Raw genomic sequence first — 24096 nt, forward strand, 5'->3', positions numbered from 1 at the left:
AACGAAAGGGGTTTTGCGAAATGGGAAAAAGTAAAGCAAAGAAAAAGAGAGAACACCTTCAAAGGCAGCACAGTCGAAATCCAGAACAATCGAGAGGAAATATGCCGCATTTTAGTACACACGAAAGAAAGACAAAAACAAAACAAGAAGCCTTGCAGCATATGATGAAAAAACATAAAGGTAGGAATGCTTATGATCGCTATGAACAGGATCATAAGCATTTTTATTTTGCTTTTTTGTGACAAGTAGATCAAATAATTGGAAAAATTTTAAAAAATAGGACAAACGGTCGTTTCTTTTTGTCTAAAAATGTAGTTAAATGACAAAAAGAAATGAAAGGGAGAGTGGGTATCGTGAAGGTCAAATCATTTGGAGCAGGGCTTTGTATGGCAAGTATGCTACTGGCATCGATGACATTCGGCGCATCAGATGTATCTGCAAAGGATCAAGCAAAAAAAGAGTATATGATCGGTTTTTCTTCTTCCGTTCAAGACAAAACACAAAAACAGCTTGTTGAAAAAGCCGGCGGTCATGTGAAAGAATCAATAGAGAAAATAGATATGATGAAAGTTTCGTTGAACGAAGCATCAAAAGAAAAACTACATCAAGCAAAAGAAGTTACTTTTATTGAGGAAGACCAAAAAGCAAAAACAAGCGGTCAAAGCGTTCCTTATGGCATCAAAAGCATCAAAGCACAAAAGGTACATAAACGAGGATATGCCGGACAGAATGTCAAAGTAGCTGTTCTTGACAGTGGAATCGACGGCAAGCATGAAGATTTACATGTAACTGGTGGTGTCAGCTTTGTTCCAACAGAGTCCGATCCGCTCGTTGACCCGCATGAACACGGAACTCACGTTGCAGGCACGATCGCAGCATTAGATAATAAAGTAGGCGTCGTTGGTGTGGCACCAAAAGCTTCGATCTATGCGGTGAAAGTGGCAGATGAAAATGGTGACGGCTACTATAGCTGGATCATTAAAGGCATTGAATGGGCGATTGAGAATGAGATGGATGTCATCAATATTAGTATGGGGGGAGCAAGTGAATCGGAGGCGCTGAAAGAAGCGGTAGATCGAGCATATGACAACGGGATTCTCATTGTCGCATCTGCAGGAAATGCTGGGAGCTACGGGTCACTTAATACGATAGATTACCCGGCCAAATACAGCTCTGTCATGGCAGTCGCATCTGTGGATCAACGAAAGCAAAGAGCCTTTGATTCCTCTGTTGGGGAAGAAGTGGAAGTATCAGCACCAGGTGTTTCAACATTAAGTACCATTCCTCATAACGAATATGGATATAAGAGTGGAACGTCTATGGCATCACCTCATGTAGCTGGTGCTGCGGCAGTCATTCTATCAAAACATCCGAATCTGACAAATGATGAATTGCGTGAAAGGCTGACAAAAACGGCAACAAAACTTGGCGAACCTTTTTATTATGGCGCTGGGCTTGTGAACGTACAAAAAGCTGCACGATAAAGGAAACGAGAGAGCGGTGTACAGCTGCTTTCTCGTTTTTCTTTTTATAAAACTGTCATGTTTCGTCTGCTCTCTCATAGAATCTAGTAACCTTTACTATTTGGGAGGAAGGCGCATGCGGAAAAAGTCTTGGAAAGAACATCTTCTTCAGCACGTGAAAGATCATGTATCGATTTATTTGTTTGTTTCTGTACTATTTTTAATGGGCGTCATTTTTGGAGCCATTATCGTCAATAGTATGACAATGAGTCAGAAAGAGGATTTATTCTACTATTTAAATCAATTTTTTGGTCAACTGACGAATGAGAAAGCAGCAGAATCAAAAGAAATGTTTTTGCAAAGCTTTTTACATCATATGAAATATTTGGGCCTCATGTGGATACTCGGAATTTCCATCATTGGCCTGCCGCTTATTTTTCTTATGATTTTTTTAAAAGGGATTGTAGTTGGGTTTACTGTCGGTTTTTTGGTCAATCAAATGGGGCTTAGCGGTTTTTTTCTATCTTTTGTCTCGGTGCTTCCTCAAAATATCTTGCTCATTCCAGCGTATTTAGTGATCGGAACTTGTGCGATTGCGTTCTCCATTCGTTTAATTGGTCAGCTTTTTATGAAAAAAACCATCAGTCAAGCGCCAATCCATTGGTTTGGCCGGTATGCTTCTGTTCTACTGATGATTTTAACCCTCGCTGCTCTTTCGTCCTTTTTTGAATCATACTTATCATTCATGCTGATGAAAAAGCTGGCAGGTGTTCTGTTTTGATGATTTTATAATCGTTATTAAATAATAATCAATTTATTTATCAATTTAAAATGATTATAGTTGGCTCTCTGCACATCATTTGATATAATGATCAAGTAATGTGGCGTAGGAGGGAAAGTCAATGGAAAATCGGATTGATCGAATTAAGAAACAGCTTCATTCTTCCAGCTATAAGCTCACGCCACAGCGTGAAGCAACAGTAAGAGTACTGCTTGAGAATGAAGAAGACCATTTAAGTGCAGAAGATGTATACCTCCTCGTAAAAGAGAAGTCTCCTGAAATTGGTCTTGCTACTGTTTATCGGACGTTAGAATTGCTTACTGAACTGAAAGTTGTTGATAAAATTAACTTTGGAGACGGCGTTTCGCGATATGATCTTCGCAAAGAAGGAGCCGCTCACTTCCATCACCATCTTGTCTGCATGGAATGCGGTACAGTCGATGAGATAGAAGATGATTTATTAGAAGATGTTGAAGAGATTATTGAACGCGACTGGAAATTTAAAATTAAGGATCATAGATTGACATTCCATGGTATTTGCCACCGGTGTCATGATGATGAATCCGGCAAATAATCCGAATTGGAACCTTTTCATTCAAAATGAAAAGGTTTTTTGCATGTTCGCTGTATATTCCTTGTCCCACCTGGCATATGCTGAAGTAATGAGAACACGAGAAAGGACATGAAGAACATGCGAAAATGGCTCAAAACAACAGGTGAAGTAATGAAAGTATTTATCTTGTTCACTGGTTTTACCGTCCTGTTCTATTATGCTATGATATGGATAAATTCAGAATATGAAAGCTATCATCGTTATGATAAACCAGAAGGTGCAGCGATAAAAGTGATGGAAATGGATCAGCCGAAACAAGACAGCTGGCAGGATCGATTGATTTATTTTTATCAAAACGGGGAGTAGAAACCATTGAAGGATCAATTATCCGACTTTATTCATTTTATGACAGTAGAGAGAGGACTCTCTGAAAATACCATTGTCTCTTATAAAAGAGATTTACAGAGCTATTTGTCTTTTTTAATGACGCATGAACAATTGACAGATGTAAAAGACGTCACACGCCTTCATATTATTCATTATTTAAAACAGTTAAAAGACGAGGGGAAATCGAGTAAAACGTCCGTCCGTCATCTATCATCGATACGCTCCTTTCATCAATTTTTGCTCCGTGAAAAAGTGACAACAGATGACCCGTCATGGAACATTGAATCACAAAAAACAGAGCGGAAATTACCGAAAGTTCTATCATTAGATGAGGTAGAAAAGCTGCTCGATACACCTAAGCAGCAAACACCATTTGACTACCGTGACAAAGCCATGCTCGAACTTTTATATGCAACAGGTATTCGCGTAAGTGAAATGCTTGATCTGACTCTTGCGGATGTGCATCTGACCATGGGGTTTATACGCTGTTTTGGAAAAGGAAGAAAAGAGCGGATCGTGCCTATTGGTGAAGCTGCTACAAGTGCGATTGAAGTGTATATAGAAAAAGGCAGAAACAAGCTGCTCAAAAAACAGCCGGCCGATGCCTTATTTCTGAATCATCACGGAAAAAAAATGTCGCGGCAGGGCTTTTGGAAGAACTTAAAGAAACGAGCCATAGAAGCAGGTATTCAAAAAGAATTGACGCCTCATACGCTCAGACATTCATTTGCGACACATTTGCTTGAAAACGGTGCGGATCTTAGAGCCGTACAGGAAATGCTCGGACATGCCGATATTTCTACTACACAAATTTACACACATGTCACAAAAACAAGATTAAAAGACGTGTATCACAAATTCCATCCAAGGGCATAAGTAAAGCATGGCACGGTGAACGTGTATCATGCTTTTTTATGTTTGGACCGTTTATGGTTGTCAATTGACTTGAAAACGGTTTATACTTGAGATGTCTGACCTCTCCAGTTGTGAAAGGTGAAAGGACAAGAATATTGAAGGAGGCGCTTTTTTATGCCTGATTATCAGTATAAACGTATTTTCCTCATTGTGATGGATTCAGTAGGAATCGGGGAAGCACCTGATGCTGCTGATTTTAATGATGTAGGTGCAGATACACTTGGACATATTGCTGAAAAAATGAACGGGCTTCATATGCCGAATATGGCGAAGCTTGGGCTAAGTCATATTAAAGAAATTAAAGGAATTCCAGCGGACGAAAAACCGCTTGCGTATTATGGAAAAATGCAAGAAGCATCCAACGGGAAAGACACAATGACAGGGCATTGGGAAATCATGGGTCTTTACATCGACACACCATTTAAAGTCTTTCCAGACGGCTTTCCAGATGAACTGTTAAATGAATTAAAAGAAAAAACAGGGCGTGGCATCATTGGAAATAAACCAGCGTCTGGTACAGAAATTCTGGATGAGCTTGGCGAAGAGCATATGAAAACAGGCGATTTAATCGTTTATACTTCAGCAGATTCTGTGCTGCAAATTGCTGCACACGAAGAAGTTGTGCCATTAGACGAACTTTACCGCATTTGCGAAATCGCACGTGAACTGACTTTAGATGAAAAATATATGGTAGGGCGCATCATCGCTCGTCCATTTGTCGGGGAGCCGGGGGCATTTGTTAGAACACCAAATCGTCATGACTATGCATTAAAACCATTCGACCGTACCGTCATGAATGAATTGAAAGATGATGGACTTGATGTCATTGCGATCGGAAAAATCTCTGATATTTATGATGGTGAAGGAATCACCTCTTCACTCAGAACGAAATCCAACATGGATGGAATGGACAAGCTAGTGGAGACGCTGAAAACAGACTTTACTGGGCTGAGCTTCTTAAATCTTGTCGACTTTGATGCGCTTTATGGACATAGAAGAGATCCAGAAGGCTACGGTAAGGCACTAGAGGAATTTGACGCACGTCTACCTGAAGTGTTTGATCTATTAAAAGAGGATGATCTGCTTGTGATCACAGCAGATCACGGAAATGACCCGGTTCATCACGGAACAGATCATACAAGAGAATACGTTCCGCTTATTGCTTACAGCAAAAAGCATCAAGAAGCGAATGAGCTACCAACAGCGAAAACATTTGCTGATCTTGGGGCAACGGTAGCAGATAATTTTAAATCAACGCTGCCAAAATACGGAACAAGCTTTTTATCTCAACTCAAATAGGGGGAAATCACGTGGGAGCACAGTTTTCAGAAGCGGCGGCATACATTAAACAAGCATCGACATATGTACCAACAGTTGGATTGATTTTAGGTTCAGGTCTTGGCATTTTAGCCGATGAGATTGAAAATCCAATCAAATTGAAATATGAAGATATTCCTGGATTCCCTGTTTCAACAGTAGAAGGGCATGCAGGCCAGCTCGTCATTGGAACGCTGAAAGGCACGGTCGTTTGTGCTATGCAAGGACGTTTCCATTACTATGAAGGGTATGATATGAAGCAGGTGACATTTCCTGTCCGTGTGATGAAAGAAATCGGCATTGAGACATGTATTGTGACAAATGCAGCGGGCGGTGTGAATACATCCTTCCATCCTGGCGATCTCATGCTGATTACAGATCATATCAATATGATGGGAACCAATCCGTTAATTGGACCAAACGACAGTCAAGGGGTTCGTTTCCCTGATATGTCTGCACCGTATGATAAAGATTTGCTGGCACTTGCAGAGAAAACGGCTAAACATTTAGGCATATCTGTGCAGCAAGGGGTTTATGCAGGAATGACAGGGCCTTCATATGAAACACCGGCAGAGGTTCGTTTCCTCAGAACGCTTGGCGCTGATGCAGTCGGTATGTCGACTGTGCCAGAAGTGATTGTGGCACGTCATGCAGGCATAAAAGTACTTGGTATTTCATGCATCTCTAATGCGGCTTCAGGTATTTTAGATCAGCCGCTTTCTCATGATGAAGTGATCGAAGTGACGGAAAAAGTGAAAGCAAGTTTCCTTGATTTAGTGAAAGATGTTGTCAAACAACTCTCATAGATCGTGTGAAAAAGCCTTCTGTTCATGAAACAGAGGGCTTTTTTTTATGGCAATCAAACGATCTCTGAATAAAACAGCCTTTATGAGGAAAAAATAGAAAGGATTACGATAATGGAGGTCTGCCACTTGAAACGTCATATATGTGCATTGTTTACTTTAATGATCCTTATCTCAATGGTTACACCATCAGCGATGGCAAAAGAAAAGATTGAAAAGCCAGGAGAAAAACAAACATCAGAATTGGCGCATGAAGCCAAATCAGCGATTTTAATGGAACGTGACACGGGAAAAGTGCTTTACAATAAAAACAGTGATGAAAAGCTTGCCCCTGCAAGTATGACCAAAATCATGACGATGCTTCTCATCATGGAAGCGATGGATCAAGGGAAATTAAAAATGACTGATAAAGTAAGAACGAGCGATCATGCAGCATCTATGGGAGGCTCACAAATTTTCCTTGAACCGGGAGAAGAAATGACGGTTAAAGACATGCTAAAAGGCATTGCGATTGCGTCAGGAAACGATGCTTCAGTTGCCATGGCAGAACATATTGCTGGATCTGAAGAACAGTTTGTTGAGCAAATGAACAAAAAGGCAAAAGAGCTTGGGCTCACCTCAACGGTCTTTCAAAATCCAACAGGACTTCCTGAAAAAGATCATTACAGCACGGCTCATGATATGGCAAAAATGGCGAAAGAGCTGTTGAAATATGAAGAGATCACCAAGTTCACAGGTGTATACGAAGATTATCTTCGTCAGAACACGGATAAAAAATTCTGGCTTGTGAATACAAACCGTCTCATTAAATTTTATCCAGGTGTGGATGGGGTGAAAACAGGGTTTACAGGCGAGGCGAAATACTGTCTAACTGCATCTGCTAAAAAAGGCAACATGCGCGTGATTGCTGTTGTATTCGGCGCAAGCACACCAAAAGACAGAAATGCTCAAGTCGTCAAAATGCTGGATTACGCCTTTAGTCAATATACAACGCATCCTCTGTACAAGCGTGGTCAAGATGTAGCAGAGATCAAAGTGAGCAAAGGGAAAAAGAAAAAAATTCAGCTTGTCACGTCTGAACCGATTTCTCTTCTAACGAAAAAAGGCGAAAATGTCGATCAGATCAAAAAAGAAATTAAATTAACTCAAGATGTCACAGCCCCATTTTCAAAAGGAACGAAACTTGGCACCATCATCTTGAAAAAAGATGGAAAAGTGCTTCATGAAAGTCCTGTTGAAGCGAAAGAAGATATGGAAAAAGCCGGTGTTTGGACGTTCTTCAAACGGGCGATGGCCGAATTTGTTAAATGGAAGTAAAAGGTGAAAGACTGCTGCAACTGGCAGTCTTTTTTGCTATGAACGAAAAGAACATCTAAATGTGACGAATGATCACTAGTTTTGTCATGGTGAAGGATTTGCATGTGAAGAAAGAGAAACATTCTTTATCCGAAAATAGAGCAAGGAGGAAGAAAAGATGAGCCTTGGTATTGATTTTCAAATAAAAGAGAGCGTACTTTGCATTCGGTTGACAGGGGAGCTTGATCATCACTCCGCAGAGACATTGAGACAAAAGGTGACGAATTATTTGGAAACAGAGGACATTCGCCACATCGTGCTGAATTTAGCTGATTTATCGTTTATGGACAGCTCTGGCCTCGGAGTGATTTTAGGAAGATACAAAGAAATTAAACAGCTTGGCGGTGAAATGGTCGTCTGTGCGATCTCGCCAGCAGTGAACCGTTTATTTGATATGTCCGGCTTGTTTAAAATTATTCGTATGGAGCCTTCAGAGCAAACTGCGCTGCAAACATTGGGGGTGGCATCATGACAAATGAAATGAATCTGACTTTTTCTGCTTTAAGTCAAAACGAATCCTTTGCGAGAGTAACGGTGGCAGCATTCATCGCTCAGCTCGATCCAACATTAGATGAGCTAACAGAAATCAAAACCGTTGTATCAGAGGCGGTCACGAACTCGATCATTCACGGGTATGACGGGAATCCAGACGGCAAGGTGCACATTAGCGTCACATTGGATGACCATATTGTGTATCTGACGATTCGAGACGAAGGCATGGGCATTTCAGATCTTGAGGAAGCAAGGCAGCCGCTTTTTACGACGAAACCAGACTTAGAGCGTTCCGGGATGGGTTTTACGATCATGGAGAACTTTATGGATGATGTCATGGTGGACTCATCTCCAGAAATGGGCACAACGATCCGCTTAACAAAGCATCTATCAAAAAGCAAAGCGCTTTGTAATTAAGGAGCTGCTCATATGGATGTGGAGGTAAAAAAGCAAGCAAAAAAAGCACAGCTGTCTAATGATGAAGTGAAACAGCTCATCAAAAAAAGCCAAGGCGGAGATCAACAAGCAAGAGACCTCCTCGTAGAAAAAAACATGCGTCTTGTTTGGTCCGTTGTTCAGCGCTTTTTAAATAGAGGATATGAACCAGATGATCTGTTCCAAATAGGCTGTATTGGCCTGCTGAAATCTGTTGATAAATTTGATTTGTCTTATGATGTGAAGTTTTCGACCTATGCCGTTCCAATGATCATTGGTGAAATTCAGCGTTTCATTCGTGATGATGGAACCGTCAAAGTCAGCAGGTCCTTAAAGGAACTTGGAAATAAAATTAGGCGGGCAAGGGACGAATTGTCTAAATCTCATGGACGAATGCCGACTGTTCAGGAAATCGCTGAATATCTGGACATCACACCTGAGGATGTCGTCCTTGCTCAAGAAGCGGTCCGCTCACCATCATCTATTCATGAAACCGTGTATGAAAATGACGGCGATCCGATTACGTTGCTCGATCAAATTGCCGATCATTCAGAAGAAAGATGGTTTGATAAAATTGCGCTGAAAGAGGCGATTAAAGAATTGGAAGAGCGCGAGAAACTGATTGTCTATTTAAGGTATTATAAAGACCAAACACAATCAGAAGTAGCAGAAAGACTCGGAATTTCCCAAGTGCAAGTCTCACGGCTTGAAAAGAAAATCTTAAAACAAATCCAAATGCAAATGGATCAAAAAGACAGCTAGCCAATTCGGCTGGCTTTTTTTGTGTGGTAATTACCGGTAAATCAAGTTCTTTCAGTATGAGAACCATTTTTCACCACATACTATTTTTAACCCATCGTATAGGAAGTGACTTGGATGGACGGACAAATCTTTATTCGGCTGCGCCATCGGATTAAGACTGGTAATGATCAGCTTATCTATTTAGAGGATATTGCCCAAATCACTGGAGATGACAGTGCTGTGCAAAAGCTGAGCAAAATGCCGATATACCATGTCAGCAAAAAGGATCGTCACATCGTTGTGTTAGATATCATGCATGTGGTCAAAACGATCAAAAAAGCGTGGCCTGACATCGACATTCAAACGGTTGGAGGGTCAGAGGCCATTGTTGAAATTGATACAGGCAAACGCCAACTGTCCCCCGTATTATTCGTGTTTGTATGGCTCCTCTTATTTGTCGGAGCGGCCCTTGCCATCATGAATTTCCATGAGGATGTTAGTATGCGACTTGTTCATATCCGCCTTTACGAGATGATTACTGGAAACACGGTTGAGCATCCGTATTTATTACAAATTCCATATAGCTTTGGACTCGGTTTTGGCATGATTTTATTTTTCAATCATGTGTTTAAAAAGCGTTTAAACGAAGAGCCAAGCCCGCTTGAAGTGGAAATGTTTAAATATCAGCTCGATCTTGATCATTATGTCGCACTCAATGAAAACAAAGAAACATTGAAAGATATCCATGATCGGTAAATGGCTTTTTGTGGTGCTTGTTGGGCTCGGCGGCGGTTTAACGGTAGGGGCAGGATTCGTGGCGTTTCTCACAGTGCTTGGTATTATCCCTCGATTAATGCAATTAACGAAAACGCAGCGTTTTATTCAAGGATATGAGGCTGCCGTGATAAGTGGAGCGGTCGTTGGCGGCTGGGCTACTTTAAGTCAAGTCCATTTGCATTTATCCAAATGGCTGGCGCTACCGATCGGTCTTTTATCTGGCATTTTTGTCGGCATGCTTGCTGCCGCACTCACTGAAGTGTTAAATGTACTTCCTATCTTAACGAAAAGAATTGGAATGGACGGGAAAATTGTGCTGCTGCTCATGGCCATCGTCTTAGGAAAGGTGTTTGGCTCGCTATTTCATTGGCTTATTTATATTTAAAAATGTGGAGGGAACAACGCGTGTCAAGTTTAAAAGAGAACTATCCATCTAAAGTGAAAACGTATCAGCCGAAACCTCCTTATGTACTGAACTGCATCAAGGCTTTTCTTGTCGGCGGTTTGATTTGTGCGATAGGCGAGGGATTGCAAAATTTCTATATTACTTTTTTTGATTTTAATGAGAAGACAGCAGGGAATCCAACGGTGGCGACCCTTATTTTAATTTCTTCTATTTTAACTGGTATTGGTATTTACGATAAAATCGGCCAGTTTGCTGGAGCGGGATCAGCTGTCCCGGTGACAGGATTTGCAAACAGCATGACAAGTGCGGCTCTTGAGCATAAAAGTGAAGGGCTTGTGTTAGGTGTAGCGACCAACATGTTTAAACTGGCTGGGAACGTCATTGTGTTTGGTGTCGTCTCGGCATATGTCGTAGGGATTATTCGATACGTCTTGGAAAAGATGTTTTCGTAGGAGGAATAAAACGTGAAACTAACAGGTAAGCAATCTTGGGTATTTGAACACAAGCTTTATGTGAATGCGGAAGGAACAGCTGCAGGACCGAAAGAAAAAGAAGGCCCAATCGGTCATCTCATTGATAAAACTTATGATGAAATGCACTGTTATCAAAAGAACTGGGAAATGGCTGAAAGGCAGCTCATGGATGATGCCATATCAATGGCCTTATCAAAAGCGAATTTGCAAAAAAGTGATATTGACCTTCTGCTGGCAGGAGATTTACTGAATCAAAACGTGACAGCCAACTATGTGGCAAGAGAACTCAAAATCCCGTTTCTTTGTTTATTTGGTGCCTGCTCCACATCTATGGAATCAGTCGCCATTGCCTCAGCGCTAGTAGATGGTGGCTTTGCCAATAGAGCACTTGCTGCGACAAGCAGTCACAATGCGACGGCAGAGCGGCAATTTCGTAATCCAACAGAATATGGCGGGCAAAAACCCGATACAGCCACAAGTACAGTGACAGGGAGCGGTGCTGTCGTCATCAGCCAAGAACCTTCCCAAATTCAAATTACAAGTGCCACCGTCGGACGGGTGATGGATCTTGGGATTACAGATCCATTTGATATGGGTTCGGCTATGGCGCCTGCAGCGGCAGACACAATCAAACAACATTTAGAAGACTTAGGAAGAACAGTAGATGATTATGATCTCATCCTAACAGGAGATCTATCTGGAATTGGATCGCCTATTTTAAAGGATCTTCTGAAAGAAGATGGCATTCAGCTTGGACGGAAGCATGATGATTGCGGATTAATCATATACACACCTGATCAAAATGTATTCGCTGGAGGCAGCGGCTGTGCCTGCTCAGCTGTCGTGACATTCAGTCACATCTTTCAAGAAATGAAAGCAGGGAATTTACAAAGAGTATTAGTTGTAGCAACCGGGGCGCTTCTCAGCCCAATGATGGTTCAGCAAAAAGAGACCATTCCAACCATTGCGCACGGAGTTGTATTTGAGCGTGCAGGAGGAGAAAGCTAATGGATTATTTGATTGCTTTTGTTGCAGGCGGACTGATTTGCGTGATCGGCCAGCTTTTACTTGATGTACTGAAACTCACACCAGCACATGTCATGACGACCTTTGTTGTGGCGGGGACGATTTTAGACGGGTTTGGTATTTATGATAAATTTATTGAATTTGCAGGAGCGGGTGCTACCGTGCCTATCGTAAGCTTTGGTCATAGCTTGCTTCATGGGGCGATGCATCAGGCTGATGTCCACGGATTTATTGGAATCGGAATTGGGATTTTTGAGTTAACCTCTGCTGGAATATCAGCTGCAATTTTATTTTCATTTATCATTGCACTTATCTTTAAACCGAAAGGATAACCTAATATGGGGCAAAGACGCAAAGTCATTTTAGTGACAGACGGAGATATATATGCTGCCAAAACGATTGAGCTCGTCGCAAAGAAAGTCGGCGGAAGATGTATTTCCAGCTCAAAAGGGAATCCGAGCAAACGAACAGGACCAGAACTGGTCCAGATGATTTTAAAAACGCCGTATGACCCAGTGTTTGTCATGTTTGATGATTCTGGCTTAACAGGTGAAGGAACAGGGGAGACGGCGATGAAGCACGTAGCACGTCACCCTGAAATTGAAGTGATTGGCGCCATTGCAGTGGCATCTAAAACCCATCAAGCGGAATGGACAAAGGTACATGTCTCCATTGACCGGGAAGGTGAACTGACAGAATACGGCGTTGACAAACATGGACTTCCAGAAATGGAACCACACAAAATGAGTGGAGATACAGTGTATTGTCTCGATTCACTACAGCTTCCGATTGTTGTCGGCATTGGAGATATTGGCAAGATGGGACGGAAAGATGATCTAAGCAAAGGGTCCCCCATCACAATGAAGGCAGTCGAATTAATTTTAGAAAGGAGCGGTTTCCATGAAGAAAGACAAGGTGCACGTGTACCGAGATCCAAAGAAAAATGAAGATTTTTTCAAAGACAATGTCGGGATGGGTCTCAGCTTTGACCTTGGCGTTCGGAAAATTTATGTCCATGATCAGGAAATCCAGCTTTACTATGTAAATGGATTATGTGATACACAATATGTGATCTATTTATTAAAAGAACTGATTGAAATCAATGACAACGAACCTGAATCAGATGATCTTGCACGTGTGGTAGAAAACCGTCTTGTCAATCAGCAAGTCTCAAAAGTTGAAACGCTTGATGAAGCAGTGGATCAAGTGTTGTCTGGACTTGTGGCAGTCGTTGTCGAAGGTGAAAATTACGCATTTATTATTGACGTCAGGAGCTACCCTGGTAGAATGCCGGAGGAACCGGATACAGAAAAGGTTGTCAGAGGTGCAAGAGACGGCTTTGTTGAAAATATTATTGTGAACACAGCACTCATTCGCAGAAGAGTGCGGGATGAAAAACTGCGATACAAAATGCTTAAAGTAGGCGAGCGCTCTAAAGCAGACGTCTGTGTTTGTTATATTGAAGACATTGCTGACCCTGATCTTGTTGATATTATCGAAAAAGAAGTGTCTGGGATCAAAGTTGACGGACTGACGATGTCTGATAAAACAATTGAAGAATTTATCATTAAGCAAGGATATAATCCCTTCCCGCTTGTACGATACACCGAGCGCCCAGATGTAGCAGCTAACCATATATTAGAAGGGCATGTCATCATCATTACAGATACATCCCCTAGTGTCATCATTACGCCAACCACTATTTTTCATCACGTTCAACATGCTGAAGAATACCGCCAGGCGCCAGCAGTTGGGACTTTTTTAAGATGGGTGCGTTTTTTAGGCATCTTATGTTCTACTTTTCTTTTGCCGATCTGGTTTCTTTTTATTCTAGAACCGAATCTTCTGCCAGACAATCTAAGCTATATTGGATTTAACAAACCCTCCCATATCCCTGTCATTCTCCAAGTATTCCTTGCTGATTTTGGGGTGGAATTTTTACGAATGGCGGCGATTCATACGCCGACCGCCTTGTCGACTGCCATGGGCTTGATTGCAGCCGTTTTAATTGGACAAATTGCAATTGATGTCGGTTTATTTACACCAGAGGTCATATTATACGTCTCGCTAGCAGCCATCGGCACATTCACCACTCCAAGTTATGAACTGAGTGTCGCTAATAAAATCATCCGGCTGATCATATTAGCACTAGTAGCGATCTTTAAGCTGAATGGATTGATCATCGGTTTTACGCTGTTACTTATTTATTTAACATCCATTCGTTCCTTACAGACGCCTTATATGTGGCCGTTTATTCCTTTTAATGGAAAGGCCTTGTGGCAAGTGCTCATTCGGACGTCTGTTCCTGGCTCAAAAGTAAGGCCAAGCATCGTTCACCCTCAGAACAGATCAAAAATTCCGCCAAATTCTTAACGCTCGTTGAAAGTGGCTGAAGATTGTGATATTGTATTTTTAACTTTGAGAAACGGCAAAAGGCAGCTTGTGCAGCTGTCTTTTTTCAGCCGAGGCGGAGAAAGAGGGAATGACATTGTATTTACACGGCACTTGCAGACAAAATGAACTCGGACATTTAGAAATTGGTGGTGTTGATGCCGTTTCTTTAGCTGAAACGTATGGGACACCACTTTATGTATATGATGTGGCTTTAATACGGGAGCGTGCAAAAAGCTTTCAGAAAGCATTTATTGAAGAAGAACTAAAAGCTCAGGTGGCATATGCGAGTAAGGCGTTTTCTTCTATTGCCATGTTCCAGCTGGCAAAAGAAGAAGGCTTATCACTTGATGTCGTTTCAGGCGGCGAGCTGCACACAGCTATTTGTGCCGGGTTTCCAGTAGAAAAAATTCATTTCCATGGTAACAACAAAAGCAGAGAAGAATTAAAGATGGCACTAGAGCACGGAATTGGCTGTATTGTCGTTGATAATTTCTATGAAATGACACTCATTGAACAGCTTGGTCAAGAGCTGTCAAAACAGGTGAAAGTACTACTCCGCATCACGCCGGGTGTTGAAGCACATACGCATGACTATATCACAACAGGTCAAGAAGATTCAAAATTCGGTTTTGATCTTCATAATGGACAAGCAGACGAAGCAGTCAAACAAGTACTTGAATCAGAAGTGATCGAGCTCTTAGGTGTTCATTGTCATATCGGCTCACAAATTTTTGATACGGCTGGTTTTGTCCTTGCGGCAGATAAAATTTTCTTGAAGCTAGATGAATGGAGAGAATCATTTGGCTTTATTTCCACAGTGCTGAACTTAGGCGGAGGCTTTGGCATCCGTTATACAGAAGAGGACGAACCACTTCCAGCAACTGAATACGTGGAGAAAATTATTCAAGCGGTGAAAGAAAATGTAGCCCGCTATGAATTTGAGATGCCTGAAATTTGGATTGAGCCAGGCCGCTCACTTGTTGGAGATGCGGGAACCACTCTTTATACGATCGGCTCATCCAAACATGTACCTGGAATTCGCGATTATGTAGCCATTGACGGCGGAATGAGTGATAACATTCGACCTGCTTTATATCAAGCGAAATATGAAGCAGCGAGCGCCAATAAAATGAGCCAAACGCATGATCAAACGGTGTCCATTGCAGGGAAATGCTGCGAGAGTGGAGATATGCTCATTTGGGATATTGATCTGCCAGAGTTATCACAGGGAGACTTGTTAGCTGTCTTTTGTACAGGAGCTTATGGCTACAGCATGTCAAACAACTATAACCGCATCCCGCGCCCGGCTGTAGTATTTGTAGAAGATGGGGAAGCGCAGCTTGTCGTTGAGCGTGAGACATATGAGGACATTGTCAAATTGGATTTACCTTATCAATCAAAAGTGAAATCATCGACTTAAAAAAAGCTGCCTGATCATCAGGCAGCTTTTTCTATGACATTTATTTTCCACCAGTAAATACAGAGACGATCGCATTCCAAATGGAGACAAAGAAATCCCAAATCTTCTGTAGAAGGTTTTTCCCTTCATCTGATTCTATGAATTTTGTAATCTTGTCTTTTGCTTTATCAATTTGAGATCCGACTTGTTTCCAATCGATATTGATATTTTTCATTTTATCGAAGAGAGAGACAAGTTGATCTTTTTGGTCCTGCGTCAGATTTAAGTTCAAATCAGAAGCGGCTTGATCTACTTTTTCTTCCACTTCTTTTGTTGTTTTAGGAACTCCATTTTTGGCAATGTCATCTTTGATTTTTGCAATCAGGGCAGAAGCATTGTCTTTTCCAATAGAGTCACCCAATTTAGATGTTGTTACAAGCTCTTCGTTAGCCACCTGTTTCACATCTTCGGGAATGGCTTTGTCGCTTGACACTTCATAGGCTTTTAATAAACCTGTCAGTGCTGCTGTGCCAGATACTTCAAACGGCGCCGTCACGACAACCTTTGCATCTTTCACGCCTGCGGTCATTAAAGCATTTAAATACATCTCATCTGTAATGGTCTTAATGTTATGTGTATCCACGGTCAGACCCGCACCTGATTTTTCAATGGTGATGGATGAAGATGATAATGCTCGAGTCCCGATTTGAGAACGAGGGATATACTTTCCTAAATATTCGTGCTCTTCTTTATTGGTTACTTCAATTTTTGTCGCATTTTCAGGTGGATTCAACTCGTCAAGCACCTTCTGGCGATCAGCCGGTGTTAAGTCTTGCCCGAGTGTGACGATGACATCGCCGACAGCTGCATCCGCTAAGCTGACTTTTGGCGCACCAATCAGTAAAAGGAGCGCTGCCATCATACCAAGCATTGTTTTTTTAAACATGTTGACCTCCTTCAAGTCGAAAGCGTTTCTCGATGGTGAGAAACTCATCTTTTGAGTACATGATTTGAATCGTACTCCATCATATAGACGTAACAAATCAGTCTGACGTTTCAATTTTCTTTTAAAGATGTTTGAAACCTCCAATATGATGAAGTGATTTGCTCAGTCTGTGATCATTTCCTTAGGAGAAAAGGATCAAGCTCTTTTATTTTATCAATGATGGCAAAAGAGGTAAATCACATTAGGTAAGCAGGGGATGTTTAACATCACCGAAAATGTGCTATAATGAGCGTTGTTTAACCTGAAAGGAGAATGTGAAAAATGGCGAAAAAAGGATACATACAATTAACGAATGGAAAGAAAATTGAGTTTGAACTTTACCCAGAGGCTGCTCCAGGTACAGTAGCAAACTTTGAAAAATTAGCGAATGAAGGCTTCTACGACGGATTGAAATTCCACCGCGTGATCCCAGGGTTCGTAAGCCAAGGCGGCGATCCGAACGGTAATGGAACTGGAGGACCTGGTTACACAATTAAATGTGAAACAGAAGGAAACCCTCATCAGCACGAGAGAGGTTCATTATCAATGGCACACGCTGGTAAAGATACTGGCGGCAGCCAATTCTTTATCGTACATGACCCACAGCCGCACTTAAACGGTGTTCACACTGTTTTTGGCAAAGTAACATCTGGTATCGAAGCTGTTCTTGATATGGAACAAGGACAAGGCATGGAAAAAGTCGAAGTGATCGATGCTTAATCCAAAACACCGCTTAATTGCGGTGTTTTTTTATTTTACATCTGATGTTCCTGTGATCTGTGCCGTGAAGCGGTAGGTGATCATCCAATATAAAAGGGCTAAGGCGCTGATTGAGGCTCCAAATAGACATACCCCATTCCAGCCAGCGTTTGCGTATATGTTAGTTGATACAATAGAACCGAGCGCACTGCCGAGGGAATAAAAAATCATATAAGCAGCAGTCAGCCGGCTTCTCGCCTCAGGCCGGACCATGAAAATCATACTTTGATTGGTCACATGAACGGCCTGCACAGATAGGTCAAGAATGATGATACCAACGATTAATAAAATGAGGGAATATTCAGTGAAAAAAATAAAACACCATGAAAAGAGTAATAGGACAAGGGCGATGCACGTTGTTAACTGTCCTAAGCCTCGATCAGCAAGGCTTCCAGCTCGAGCGGCACCTAATGCTCCGGCAACTCCAGCAAGGCCAAATGCACCAATCGCCGTATGTGACAGATTGTATGGCGTAGTGCTGAGAGGCAGCACAAGTGAAGTCCACAGCGTGCCAAACACAACAAAGATCAGAAAACCCAGTACGCCACGAATACGTAGAATTCGTTCTTGTCTGAACAATATAAACATTGAAGCGAGCAAGTTCACATAGGATATGGAGACTCTCTTGCTGTCAGCACGCGGAAGATACCGGTACAACACGCCAGTGATGATCAGCATCATCACGCCGGAAACGAGATAGACTGATCTCCAGCCGGCGAGATCGGTTAGTACACCAGCAAACGTTCGTGCGAGAAGAATACCAATCACAATTCCACTTTGAACCAAGCCCACTATGCGGCCACGTTCTTCAGGAGCGGCCCATGTCGCTGCGAATGCTACGAGTACCTGAGTGACTACAGCAAGCAGTCCCACCGCAGCTAGTCCTATGAACAGGACGGTGGAGGTAGGGGCGATACCGACTAGAATGAGAGATAACACGGATACTAGCATTTGAGCTACGATGAGTCGCCGTTGGTTGAACAGATCACCAAGTGGTACGATCAGTAGCAGTCCTAGCCCATAACAAAGCTGAGTAATCGTAATGACCATACCAATGGATGAATAGCTGATACCAAACTCGGATGCGAGGGAGTCTAATAATGGCTGTGCAAAATATATGTTTGCTACTGCCATCCCTGAGGCTGTCGAAAACAGTAGAGCCATATTGCGAGTCATCGTTGATCGGGTGTTTATTTGTAAATGAGTCGTTTCTAGATCAGAATGTTCAACGGCATTCATTTTTTCTTTTTTCATGCATGTCATCAGCTCCTTTTGTACTGAAAAGTATAATATACTAATTGGTATAAAATGATTCCTGTTAAGGATAACCAAAGAAACGTTTTAAAGTCAAGACGATGTAGTGAAGATCTAGTCAATTTGACAATGATATGTCAATAAAATAAAATGATAATATACCGATGAGTAAAAAACGTTATAAGAAATAGATGATTGATTTAGTGAAGAGATTTTTATGATAGAAATGAGGGTTGATAATGGTTCGACAACGGGAATTTGATGAGGAAAAAGCGTTAGATGAGGCCTTGTTGCTTTTTTGGGAGAAGGGGTACAGAGCGACTACATTAAGCGACTTAACTGCAAAAATGGGAATACAGCGGCCAAGCTTATACTCAGCGTTCGGTGATAAAGAGGAATTGTTTGAAGCGGCATTACGCAAATATACAACTCAGCATGCTGCCCACATTCGAACAAAACTTCAAAACAATCTATCTGTAAAGGAAGCATTTCATACATTATTTGCTGAATTAGTAGAAGAGGAATATGGACATGGGCCGAGTAAAGGGTGCTTCTGCATCAATACAATAGTCGAGCTTGCCCCCCACGAAGAGAAATTTGAAATTCTCACAAGAGAGCATCAGATGTATCTTTCGGTCATTTTTGAAGAAAAAATTGTACAAGGTATTCGCTCGGGTGAGCTCGAAAGCAGTCTGAATGCCAAAGCCTTAGCACAGGCGCTGGTTGTTTCTTTTATTGGACTTACAGTTCTCATGAAATCTCGCCCAGAGCGTTCATTTGTAGATCATTCTGTAGCGACGATAATATCCATATTGAAATAAATAGTCTATATAAAGAAAGCGTATTTTGATCCATTGATTAAAACACGCTTTTTCTTTTAGGGTGTGATGGACACGTTTTTGTGATATGATAAGAGAACAAACATTCGTATTCGTGAGTGTCACCATATGTAGCTCTAAAAATAAGTGGAAGTGCACATCTAAAAAGCGTGTGATCATGCTGAAAGAAAGCAGGAGATACTTTGAAACCATTAACAAAAGAAGAAAAAAACCAGATGATGATTGCCATTCAGCGTTACTTTGCCGAAGAACGAGAAGAGGAGATTGGTGAATTAGCAGCCATCAATCTATTAGAATTTATCACAAAATATCTTGGAAGCTACTATTATAATCAAGGGGTTCGTGACAGCCGAAATATCGCTGTTCAAAGATCTCAATTGTTAGAGGAAGATCTATTCGCACTAGAGAAAAGAATATAATCAAAAAGCTCGTCTATCTTATTCATCCTGCTAACAGATAAAGAGGAAAAAAGACCCCCTTAATAAAGAACGCATATTCGTATCATATGTAATGATGAAAAGGTGGAACCAAAAGTCCATTTGAATCGTTATATAAGTAACCATTAATGAAAATCAGCTTTTTTGGTTTTATTTCATCAAAAGAAGGAATAGAACATACAAATAGGCGAAGTGCAGATGATGGAGGTTCTAAATATGGGGAAAATCAAATTGAAAATCGCAATCTTATTTGTTTTACTGCTTTGTTTAGGCGCAGGTTATTTATACATGAATGGCATGAAAATTGAAGATGTGCCAACAGCCATTGGCGAAAGTTTAACGAATAATGATAAAGATTACACAATCTATGAATATACCATTACAAAAATTGATGGTGATGAGTATTACGGTCAAGCCAAAAATGGCACGAAAATCATTTTTAACGGGAAGAAATTTGAAGATGATGTGGCCGATCTGAAAAAAGGCGATCGTATTAAAGCATACTTTAGTAATGAAAAAAGAATAGACGGTCTTATAAAAGTAGTAAAAGTCGTCAATTAACAAGTCTCCTTTCCTATAGGGAGGCTTTTTTTATGAATAAGTGAATAAATCTTGATTGTTGCATTTGACCACAAGGATCGCTATAATAGCCCCTAAGGACAGCTAAATATCGATTGTATCCTTCGGGGCAGGGTGAAAATCCCGACCGACGGTAATAAAGCAAATGCTTTACAGCCCGTGACCCGTTAATTTATTAACGGTTGATTCAGTGAGAAGCTGAAGCCGACAGTGAAAGTCTGGATGGGAGAAGGATAACGAAAGCTATGTATGAACAAAAAATATGTGTTGATCATAGTTTTATTTCTAATGCAAAAAAACCACAGCCCCGGAATTTTTCCGGGGCTTTCTGTATGTCAATATAGTCATCGCATGCAGTGTTTATTAGGTGATCCCTCATTTACCTTGTATGGACCATAAAAAGCGACGAAGGTGTTCAATCGATCACATGTCCCAAACATCGCTTTTTCATAAAGTGAGAAATACAAAAGAAAGAGAAAGGGAGGATCACATGTTTACGGGGATTATTGAAGAAGTGGGTACAGTCCAGTCATTGAGCAAAAGATCCGCAGATGCCATGGAAATCATCATCAAGTGCAGTCGTGTACTAGAAGATGTTCACCTAGGCGATAGTATCGCCATCAATGGCGTTTGTCTCACTGTCACAAGCTTCACAAAAGAACAGTTTGCGGCAGATGTGATGCCTGAGACGGTCAAAGCGACATCACTTGATCAGCTTGCGCCAGGTAGCCAAGTGAATTTAGAGCGAGCGATGTCATCAAATGGACGATTCGGCGGTCATTTTGTTTCAGGCCATGTTGATGGAACGGCTGTGATTACCCGTGTAGAAAAGAAGAGTAATGCCATTTACTATGATTTGAAAATGGACAAGACCCTCACAGATATGCTCACAAAAAAGGGATCGATCGCAATAGACGGCGTCAGCTTGACTATTTTCGATTTGCGAGATGCTCACGTGACAGTTTCTATCATTCCACATACGCTTGAAGGAACTATTTTCCCGACTAAATCTATGGGGGATGTAGTAAATATTGAATGTGACATGATCGGTAAATACATTTATCGCTTTTTAACAAAAGAGCAAAACGAAAAGCAGCCATCACGATTAACCCCATCATTTTTAAAAGAGCACGGATTCTAGGAGGCGATTGTATGTATCATTCAGTTGATGAGGCAGTAAATGCCCTGAAACGAGGAGAAATCATTATCGTAGTAGATGATGAAGACAGAGAAAATGAAGGAGACTTTGTGGCACTTGCTGAGCATGCAACGCCGGAAGTCATTAACTTCATGGCTTTACATGGAAGAGGTCTTATTTGCACACCAGTTCATGCCTCGATTGCGAAACACTTGGATCTGCATCCCATGGTCGAGCGAAATACGGATGCACATCATACAGCATTTACAGTGAGCATCGACCATATGTCAACGACAACTGGTATAAGTGCTTTTGAGCGCTCAACGACCATTTTGGCCATGTTAAATAAAGAGTCAAAACCAGAAGATTTTGCCCGCCCAGGTCATGTTTTCCCTCTTATTGCGAAAGAGGGAGGCGTAGTAGAAAGACCAGGTCATACAGAAGCGGCCGTTGATCTTGCTAAACTTGCGGGTTCAGTGCCAGCGGGTGTCATATGTGAAATTATGAATGCAGATGGAACCATGGCCCGCGTACCCGAACTGCAAAAAATTCAAAAAGAACACGATTTAAAGATGCTGACGATTGAAGCATTGCAGGCATATATAAACAAGCAAACAACGACAATGAAAACAAAATAAAAATCACAAAAAAGGATGATGAACATATGAATACAATACAAGGGAATGTAGTAGCAGAAGGATTAAAGTTTGGAATCGTCGTCGCTAGATTTAATGATTTTATTACAAGTAAACTGCTAGATGGAGCAGAAGATACATTGCTTAGACACGGAGCAAACGGTGACGATATTGATGTCGTGTGGGTGCCGGGGGCTTTTGAAATTCCGTATATGGCAAAAAAACTAGCAGAAACAAAAAAATATGATGCAGTCATTACACTTGGAACCGTGATTCGCGGGGCAACATCACATTACGATTATGTTTGTAATGAAGCGGCTAAAGGAATCGCACAAAGTGCCATCTCAACAGGGGTGCCAATTATCTTTGGTGTACTGACAACAGAATCTATTGAACAAGCCATTGAAAGAGCCGGTACAAAGGCTGGAAATAAAGGCAGTGAATCGGCTGCAGCTGCTATTGAAATGGCCAACCTAAATCGAACGTTTCGTTAATTTGATGAAAAAGAGTTTAAAAACCGCCTAAAAGTGTTTATAATGTGTGATGAGCAAGTGATTCATAAGACATTTGCTGGAAAATAGGATAATTTTAATATTGAGGGGTATATATGTTAATTCGTTACAAGAGGTCTTTTGAAAAAATTGCCATGGGACTCCTGTCCTTTATGCCGGGTGAGAAAGACGTCAAACAGCTTCAGCAGACGATAAAGTCGTATGAATTGGATGAAGATCGGCAGCTGTTCCTTTGGAAAGATGGCGAGGATATCGTCGGTGCGATTGGTGTGCTGAAAACAGACGACCAAGTGCAAATCGAACATATTAGTGTCAATCCGTCCCATCGTGACCAAGGCATCGGCAAGGAAATGGTATTAGCCGTGGAAGAAGTATTCAAAACGAAAACACTCATTCCAAATGAATTAACGCAAGGCTTCTTTCATAAGTGTCACAGTGAAACAAACTAAATATCACACATGTAAAAGCAGAGGCTATATGCCTCTGCTTTAGATTGTTGACAAAGGGCTAAAATAAACTTGATTTTAGCCCTTTGTCTTCTTTTCAGCGTGATAGAAAACCTTTGCAGCCCTAGGAAGGACGAGTACTGGAGCGGAGCGAATTCGATATTCGTGAGCACCGGCACGCAGGACTGACACCGAATGCGAGGGTTTGTCTACACGCTGAAGCAGAGGTTATATGCCTCTGCTTTTTTTACGTTCCATCTGCTTTTCACGTTCAAGCAATACGTCCGTCCGATCACGCAGTCTATGCTTTTCAATTAAGAATGTATGGGATAAGTTGCTCTCCTGTCCGAAGGTTAAGCCTTCTTTTTGGGCCATCTCTTGGCATAAAGAAAGAAGCGTTTCATCTCGGATTGGCAGCATCACACTTTCGTAGGGCATGTCTTCATCGATTTTCTTTTTCAGTGTTCTCAGCAGCAAAAGAAATGCCTCTTCATCAAGACCTAATTCTGTTAGTATGTTCCGGTCCGAATCTAATATATGAAGGCTGTTTGAAATCAGCCGTTTTGCTCCTTTTCCATTCCCTCGTCTTTGATGATACAAAGCAACAGCAAGCTGAATGAGACCCACCCAGTACTTTTTGCGCTGATGAGGAGGATCTTCTTTCCAAAATTCTTCAAGAATTTCATGACACTCAAAATAATCTCTTGTCGTATGAAATTCATGTAAAAAAGCCACGTACGCTTTAGGATACACAGCGGTCAACTCCTTTTCCACTATCAGTCTAACATACCGAA

The 24096-nt window shown here is 41.5% G+C and carries 31 protein-coding genes and 1 riboswitch; of the genes, 28 read left to right on the plus strand and 3 right to left on the minus strand.

Going from position 1 to position 24096, the window contains the following annotated elements:
• The first annotated feature begins 20 nt into the window (after positions 1-20).
• From EBQ12_RS14750 to lysA, 20 genes are all read left to right on the plus strand, one after another.
• Entirely contained in the window at positions 21-242 is a 222-nt protein-coding gene (locus EBQ12_RS14750; RefSeq protein WP_008344413.1) for a hypothetical protein, read from the plus strand.
• A 111-nt stretch (positions 243-353) separates the two neighbouring features.
• On the plus strand, positions 354-1484 hold the full coding sequence (locus EBQ12_RS14755) for a S8 family peptidase (protein WP_008344415.1): 1131 nt from the start codon (positions 354-356) through the stop codon (positions 1482-1484).
• Between the two features lie 115 nt (positions 1485-1599).
• On the plus strand, positions 1600-2244 hold the full coding sequence (gene spoIIM / locus EBQ12_RS14760; RefSeq protein WP_008344417.1) for a stage II sporulation protein M: 645 nt from the start codon (positions 1600-1602) through the stop codon (positions 2242-2244).
• A 121-nt stretch (positions 2245-2365) separates the two neighbouring features.
• Positions 2366-2818 carry a ferric iron uptake transcriptional regulator gene (gene fur, locus EBQ12_RS14765; RefSeq protein ID WP_003215577.1) on the plus strand — a complete coding sequence of 151 codons (453 nt, stop codon included), beginning with the start codon at positions 2366-2368 and terminating at the stop codon, positions 2816-2818.
• Between the two features lie 117 nt (positions 2819-2935).
• On the plus strand, positions 2936-3163 hold the full coding sequence (locus EBQ12_RS14770; RefSeq protein ID WP_008344420.1) for a YqzK family protein: 228 nt from the start codon (positions 2936-2938) through the stop codon (positions 3161-3163).
• 6 nt (positions 3164-3169) lie between these two features.
• On the plus strand, positions 3170-4060 hold the full coding sequence (gene xerD, locus EBQ12_RS14775; protein ID WP_017357921.1) for a site-specific tyrosine recombinase XerD: 891 nt from the start codon (positions 3170-3172) through the stop codon (positions 4058-4060).
• 153 nt (positions 4061-4213) lie between these two features.
• The gene (gene deoB, locus EBQ12_RS14780; RefSeq protein ID WP_017357920.1) at positions 4214-5398 is read left to right on the plus strand and encodes a phosphopentomutase; all 1185 of its coding nucleotides are present in this window, start codon (positions 4214-4216) and stop codon (positions 5396-5398) included.
• 11 nt (positions 5399-5409) lie between these two features.
• Entirely contained in the window at positions 5410-6222 is an 813-nt protein-coding gene (locus tag EBQ12_RS14785; RefSeq protein ID WP_008344425.1) for a purine-nucleoside phosphorylase, read from the plus strand.
• 111 nt (positions 6223-6333) lie between these two features.
• Positions 6334-7536 carry a D-alanyl-D-alanine carboxypeptidase family protein gene (locus EBQ12_RS14790; protein WP_125590488.1) on the plus strand — a complete coding sequence of 401 codons (1203 nt, stop codon included), beginning with the start codon at positions 6334-6336 and terminating at the stop codon, positions 7534-7536.
• A gap of 157 nt (positions 7537-7693) precedes the next feature.
• A complete protein-coding gene (gene spoIIAA / locus EBQ12_RS14795) occupies positions 7694-8047 on the plus strand; it encodes an anti-sigma F factor antagonist (protein ID WP_008344431.1) in 354 nt (117 codons plus the stop codon).
• Positions 8044-8484 (plus strand): anti-sigma F factor, encoded by a 441-nt coding sequence (spoIIAB, locus tag EBQ12_RS14800; protein WP_007501052.1) that lies wholly within the window; start codon positions 8044-8046, stop codon positions 8482-8484. Before spoIIAA ends, spoIIAB begins: the two co-directional genes overlap by 4 nt.
• A gap of 12 nt (positions 8485-8496) precedes the next feature.
• Complete coding sequence (gene sigF / locus EBQ12_RS14805) at positions 8497-9264, plus strand: RNA polymerase sporulation sigma factor SigF (RefSeq protein ID WP_125590490.1); 768 nt, start codon at positions 8497-8499, stop codon at positions 9262-9264.
• A 114-nt stretch (positions 9265-9378) separates the two neighbouring features.
• On the plus strand, positions 9379-9999 hold the full coding sequence (locus tag EBQ12_RS14810; protein WP_008344433.1) for a stage V sporulation protein AA: 621 nt from the start codon (positions 9379-9381) through the stop codon (positions 9997-9999).
• Positions 9989-10405, plus strand: a complete 417-nt coding sequence (locus tag EBQ12_RS14815) for a stage V sporulation protein AB (protein WP_007501049.1) — start codon at positions 9989-9991, stop codon at positions 10403-10405. Before EBQ12_RS14810 ends, EBQ12_RS14815 begins: the two co-directional genes overlap by 11 nt.
• A gap of 20 nt (positions 10406-10425) precedes the next feature.
• Positions 10426-10878, plus strand: a complete 453-nt coding sequence (gene spoVAC / locus EBQ12_RS14820; protein ID WP_024718929.1) for a stage V sporulation protein AC — start codon at positions 10426-10428, stop codon at positions 10876-10878.
• Positions 10879-10890: 12 nt separating this feature from the next.
• Complete coding sequence (spoVAD, locus tag EBQ12_RS14825) at positions 10891-11907, plus strand: stage V sporulation protein AD (protein WP_008344437.1); 1017 nt, start codon at positions 10891-10893, stop codon at positions 11905-11907.
• Complete coding sequence (gene spoVAE / locus EBQ12_RS14830; protein WP_007501045.1) at positions 11907-12257, plus strand: stage V sporulation protein AE; 351 nt, start codon at positions 11907-11909, stop codon at positions 12255-12257. Before spoVAD ends, spoVAE begins: the two co-directional genes overlap by 1 nt.
• A 6-nt stretch (positions 12258-12263) precedes the next feature.
• Positions 12264-12872, plus strand: coding sequence for a stage V sporulation protein SpoVABEA (gene spoVAEA / locus EBQ12_RS14835; protein ID WP_041507002.1), 609 nt, complete (start codon positions 12264-12266; stop codon positions 12870-12872).
• Positions 12826-14298, plus strand: coding sequence for a spore germination protein (locus tag EBQ12_RS14840; protein WP_007501043.1), 1473 nt, complete (start codon positions 12826-12828; stop codon positions 14296-14298). The genes spoVAEA and EBQ12_RS14840 overlap by 47 nt, the downstream gene beginning before the upstream one ends.
• Positions 14299-14413: 115 nt before the next feature.
• Positions 14414-15739 carry a diaminopimelate decarboxylase gene (gene lysA / locus EBQ12_RS14845; RefSeq protein WP_060781163.1) on the plus strand — a complete coding sequence of 442 codons (1326 nt, stop codon included), beginning with the start codon at positions 14414-14416 and terminating at the stop codon, positions 15737-15739.
• A 40-nt stretch (positions 15740-15779) separates the two neighbouring features.
• Here the strand turns inward: lysA and EBQ12_RS14850 are convergent, their stop codons facing one another.
• Complete coding sequence (locus tag EBQ12_RS14850) at positions 15780-16664, minus strand: DUF1002 domain-containing protein (protein WP_060781162.1); 885 nt, start codon at positions 16662-16664, stop codon at positions 15780-15782.
• Positions 16665-16985: 321 nt separating this feature from the next.
• Between EBQ12_RS14850 and EBQ12_RS14855 the strand changes: the two genes are divergently transcribed.
• Complete coding sequence (locus tag EBQ12_RS14855; protein ID WP_007501040.1) at positions 16986-17423, plus strand: peptidylprolyl isomerase; 438 nt, start codon at positions 16986-16988, stop codon at positions 17421-17423.
• Between the two features lie 30 nt (positions 17424-17453).
• Here the strand turns inward: EBQ12_RS14855 and EBQ12_RS14860 are convergent, their stop codons facing one another.
• The gene (locus EBQ12_RS14860; RefSeq protein ID WP_125590492.1) at positions 17454-18716 is read right to left on the minus strand and encodes an MFS transporter; all 1263 of its coding nucleotides are present in this window, start codon (positions 18714-18716) and stop codon (positions 17454-17456) included.
• Positions 18717-18955: 239 nt separating this feature from the next.
• Between EBQ12_RS14860 and EBQ12_RS14865 the strand changes: the two genes are divergently transcribed.
• From EBQ12_RS14865 to EBQ12_RS14900, 7 genes are all read left to right on the plus strand, one after another.
• Positions 18956-19537, plus strand: coding sequence for a TetR/AcrR family transcriptional regulator (locus tag EBQ12_RS14865; RefSeq protein WP_125590494.1), 582 nt, complete (start codon positions 18956-18958; stop codon positions 19535-19537).
• A 200-nt stretch (positions 19538-19737) separates the two neighbouring features.
• Complete coding sequence (locus EBQ12_RS14875) at positions 19738-19974, plus strand: DUF2164 domain-containing protein (RefSeq protein ID WP_048003380.1); 237 nt, start codon at positions 19738-19740, stop codon at positions 19972-19974.
• Between the two features lie 234 nt (positions 19975-20208).
• The gene (locus EBQ12_RS14880) at positions 20209-20553 is read left to right on the plus strand and encodes a hypothetical protein (protein ID WP_008344451.1); all 345 of its coding nucleotides are present in this window, start codon (positions 20209-20211) and stop codon (positions 20551-20553) included.
• A 114-nt stretch (positions 20554-20667) separates the two neighbouring features.
• A riboswitch (FMN riboswitch) is annotated at positions 20668-20809 on the plus strand.
• A gap of 252 nt (positions 20810-21061) precedes the next feature.
• Entirely contained in the window at positions 21062-21712 is a 651-nt protein-coding gene (gene ribE / locus EBQ12_RS14885) for a riboflavin synthase (RefSeq protein WP_026050106.1), read from the plus strand.
• Positions 21713-21723: 11 nt separating this feature from the next.
• The gene (gene ribB / locus EBQ12_RS14890) at positions 21724-22347 is read left to right on the plus strand and encodes a 3,4-dihydroxy-2-butanone-4-phosphate synthase (protein WP_080995755.1); all 624 of its coding nucleotides are present in this window, start codon (positions 21724-21726) and stop codon (positions 22345-22347) included.
• A 26-nt stretch (positions 22348-22373) separates the two neighbouring features.
• Positions 22374-22838 carry a 6,7-dimethyl-8-ribityllumazine synthase gene (gene ribH, locus EBQ12_RS14895; protein WP_007501031.1) on the plus strand — a complete coding sequence of 155 codons (465 nt, stop codon included), beginning with the start codon at positions 22374-22376 and terminating at the stop codon, positions 22836-22838.
• A 113-nt stretch (positions 22839-22951) separates the two neighbouring features.
• Positions 22952-23305 carry a GNAT family N-acetyltransferase gene (locus EBQ12_RS14900; RefSeq protein WP_125590497.1) on the plus strand — a complete coding sequence of 118 codons (354 nt, stop codon included), beginning with the start codon at positions 22952-22954 and terminating at the stop codon, positions 23303-23305.
• Between the two features lie 225 nt (positions 23306-23530).
• Here EBQ12_RS14900 and EBQ12_RS14905 read toward each other — a convergent pair whose 3' ends face one another.
• Positions 23531-24055 (minus strand): DUF309 domain-containing protein, encoded by a 525-nt coding sequence (locus EBQ12_RS14905; RefSeq protein ID WP_017359784.1) that lies wholly within the window; start codon positions 24053-24055, stop codon positions 23531-23533.
• Positions 24056-24096: the final 41 nt, after the last annotated feature.

Source organism: Bacillus sp. 2B09 (assembly GCF_003946835.1).
GTDB lineage: Bacteria > Bacillota > Bacilli > Bacillales > Bacillaceae > Bacillus > Bacillus altitudinis.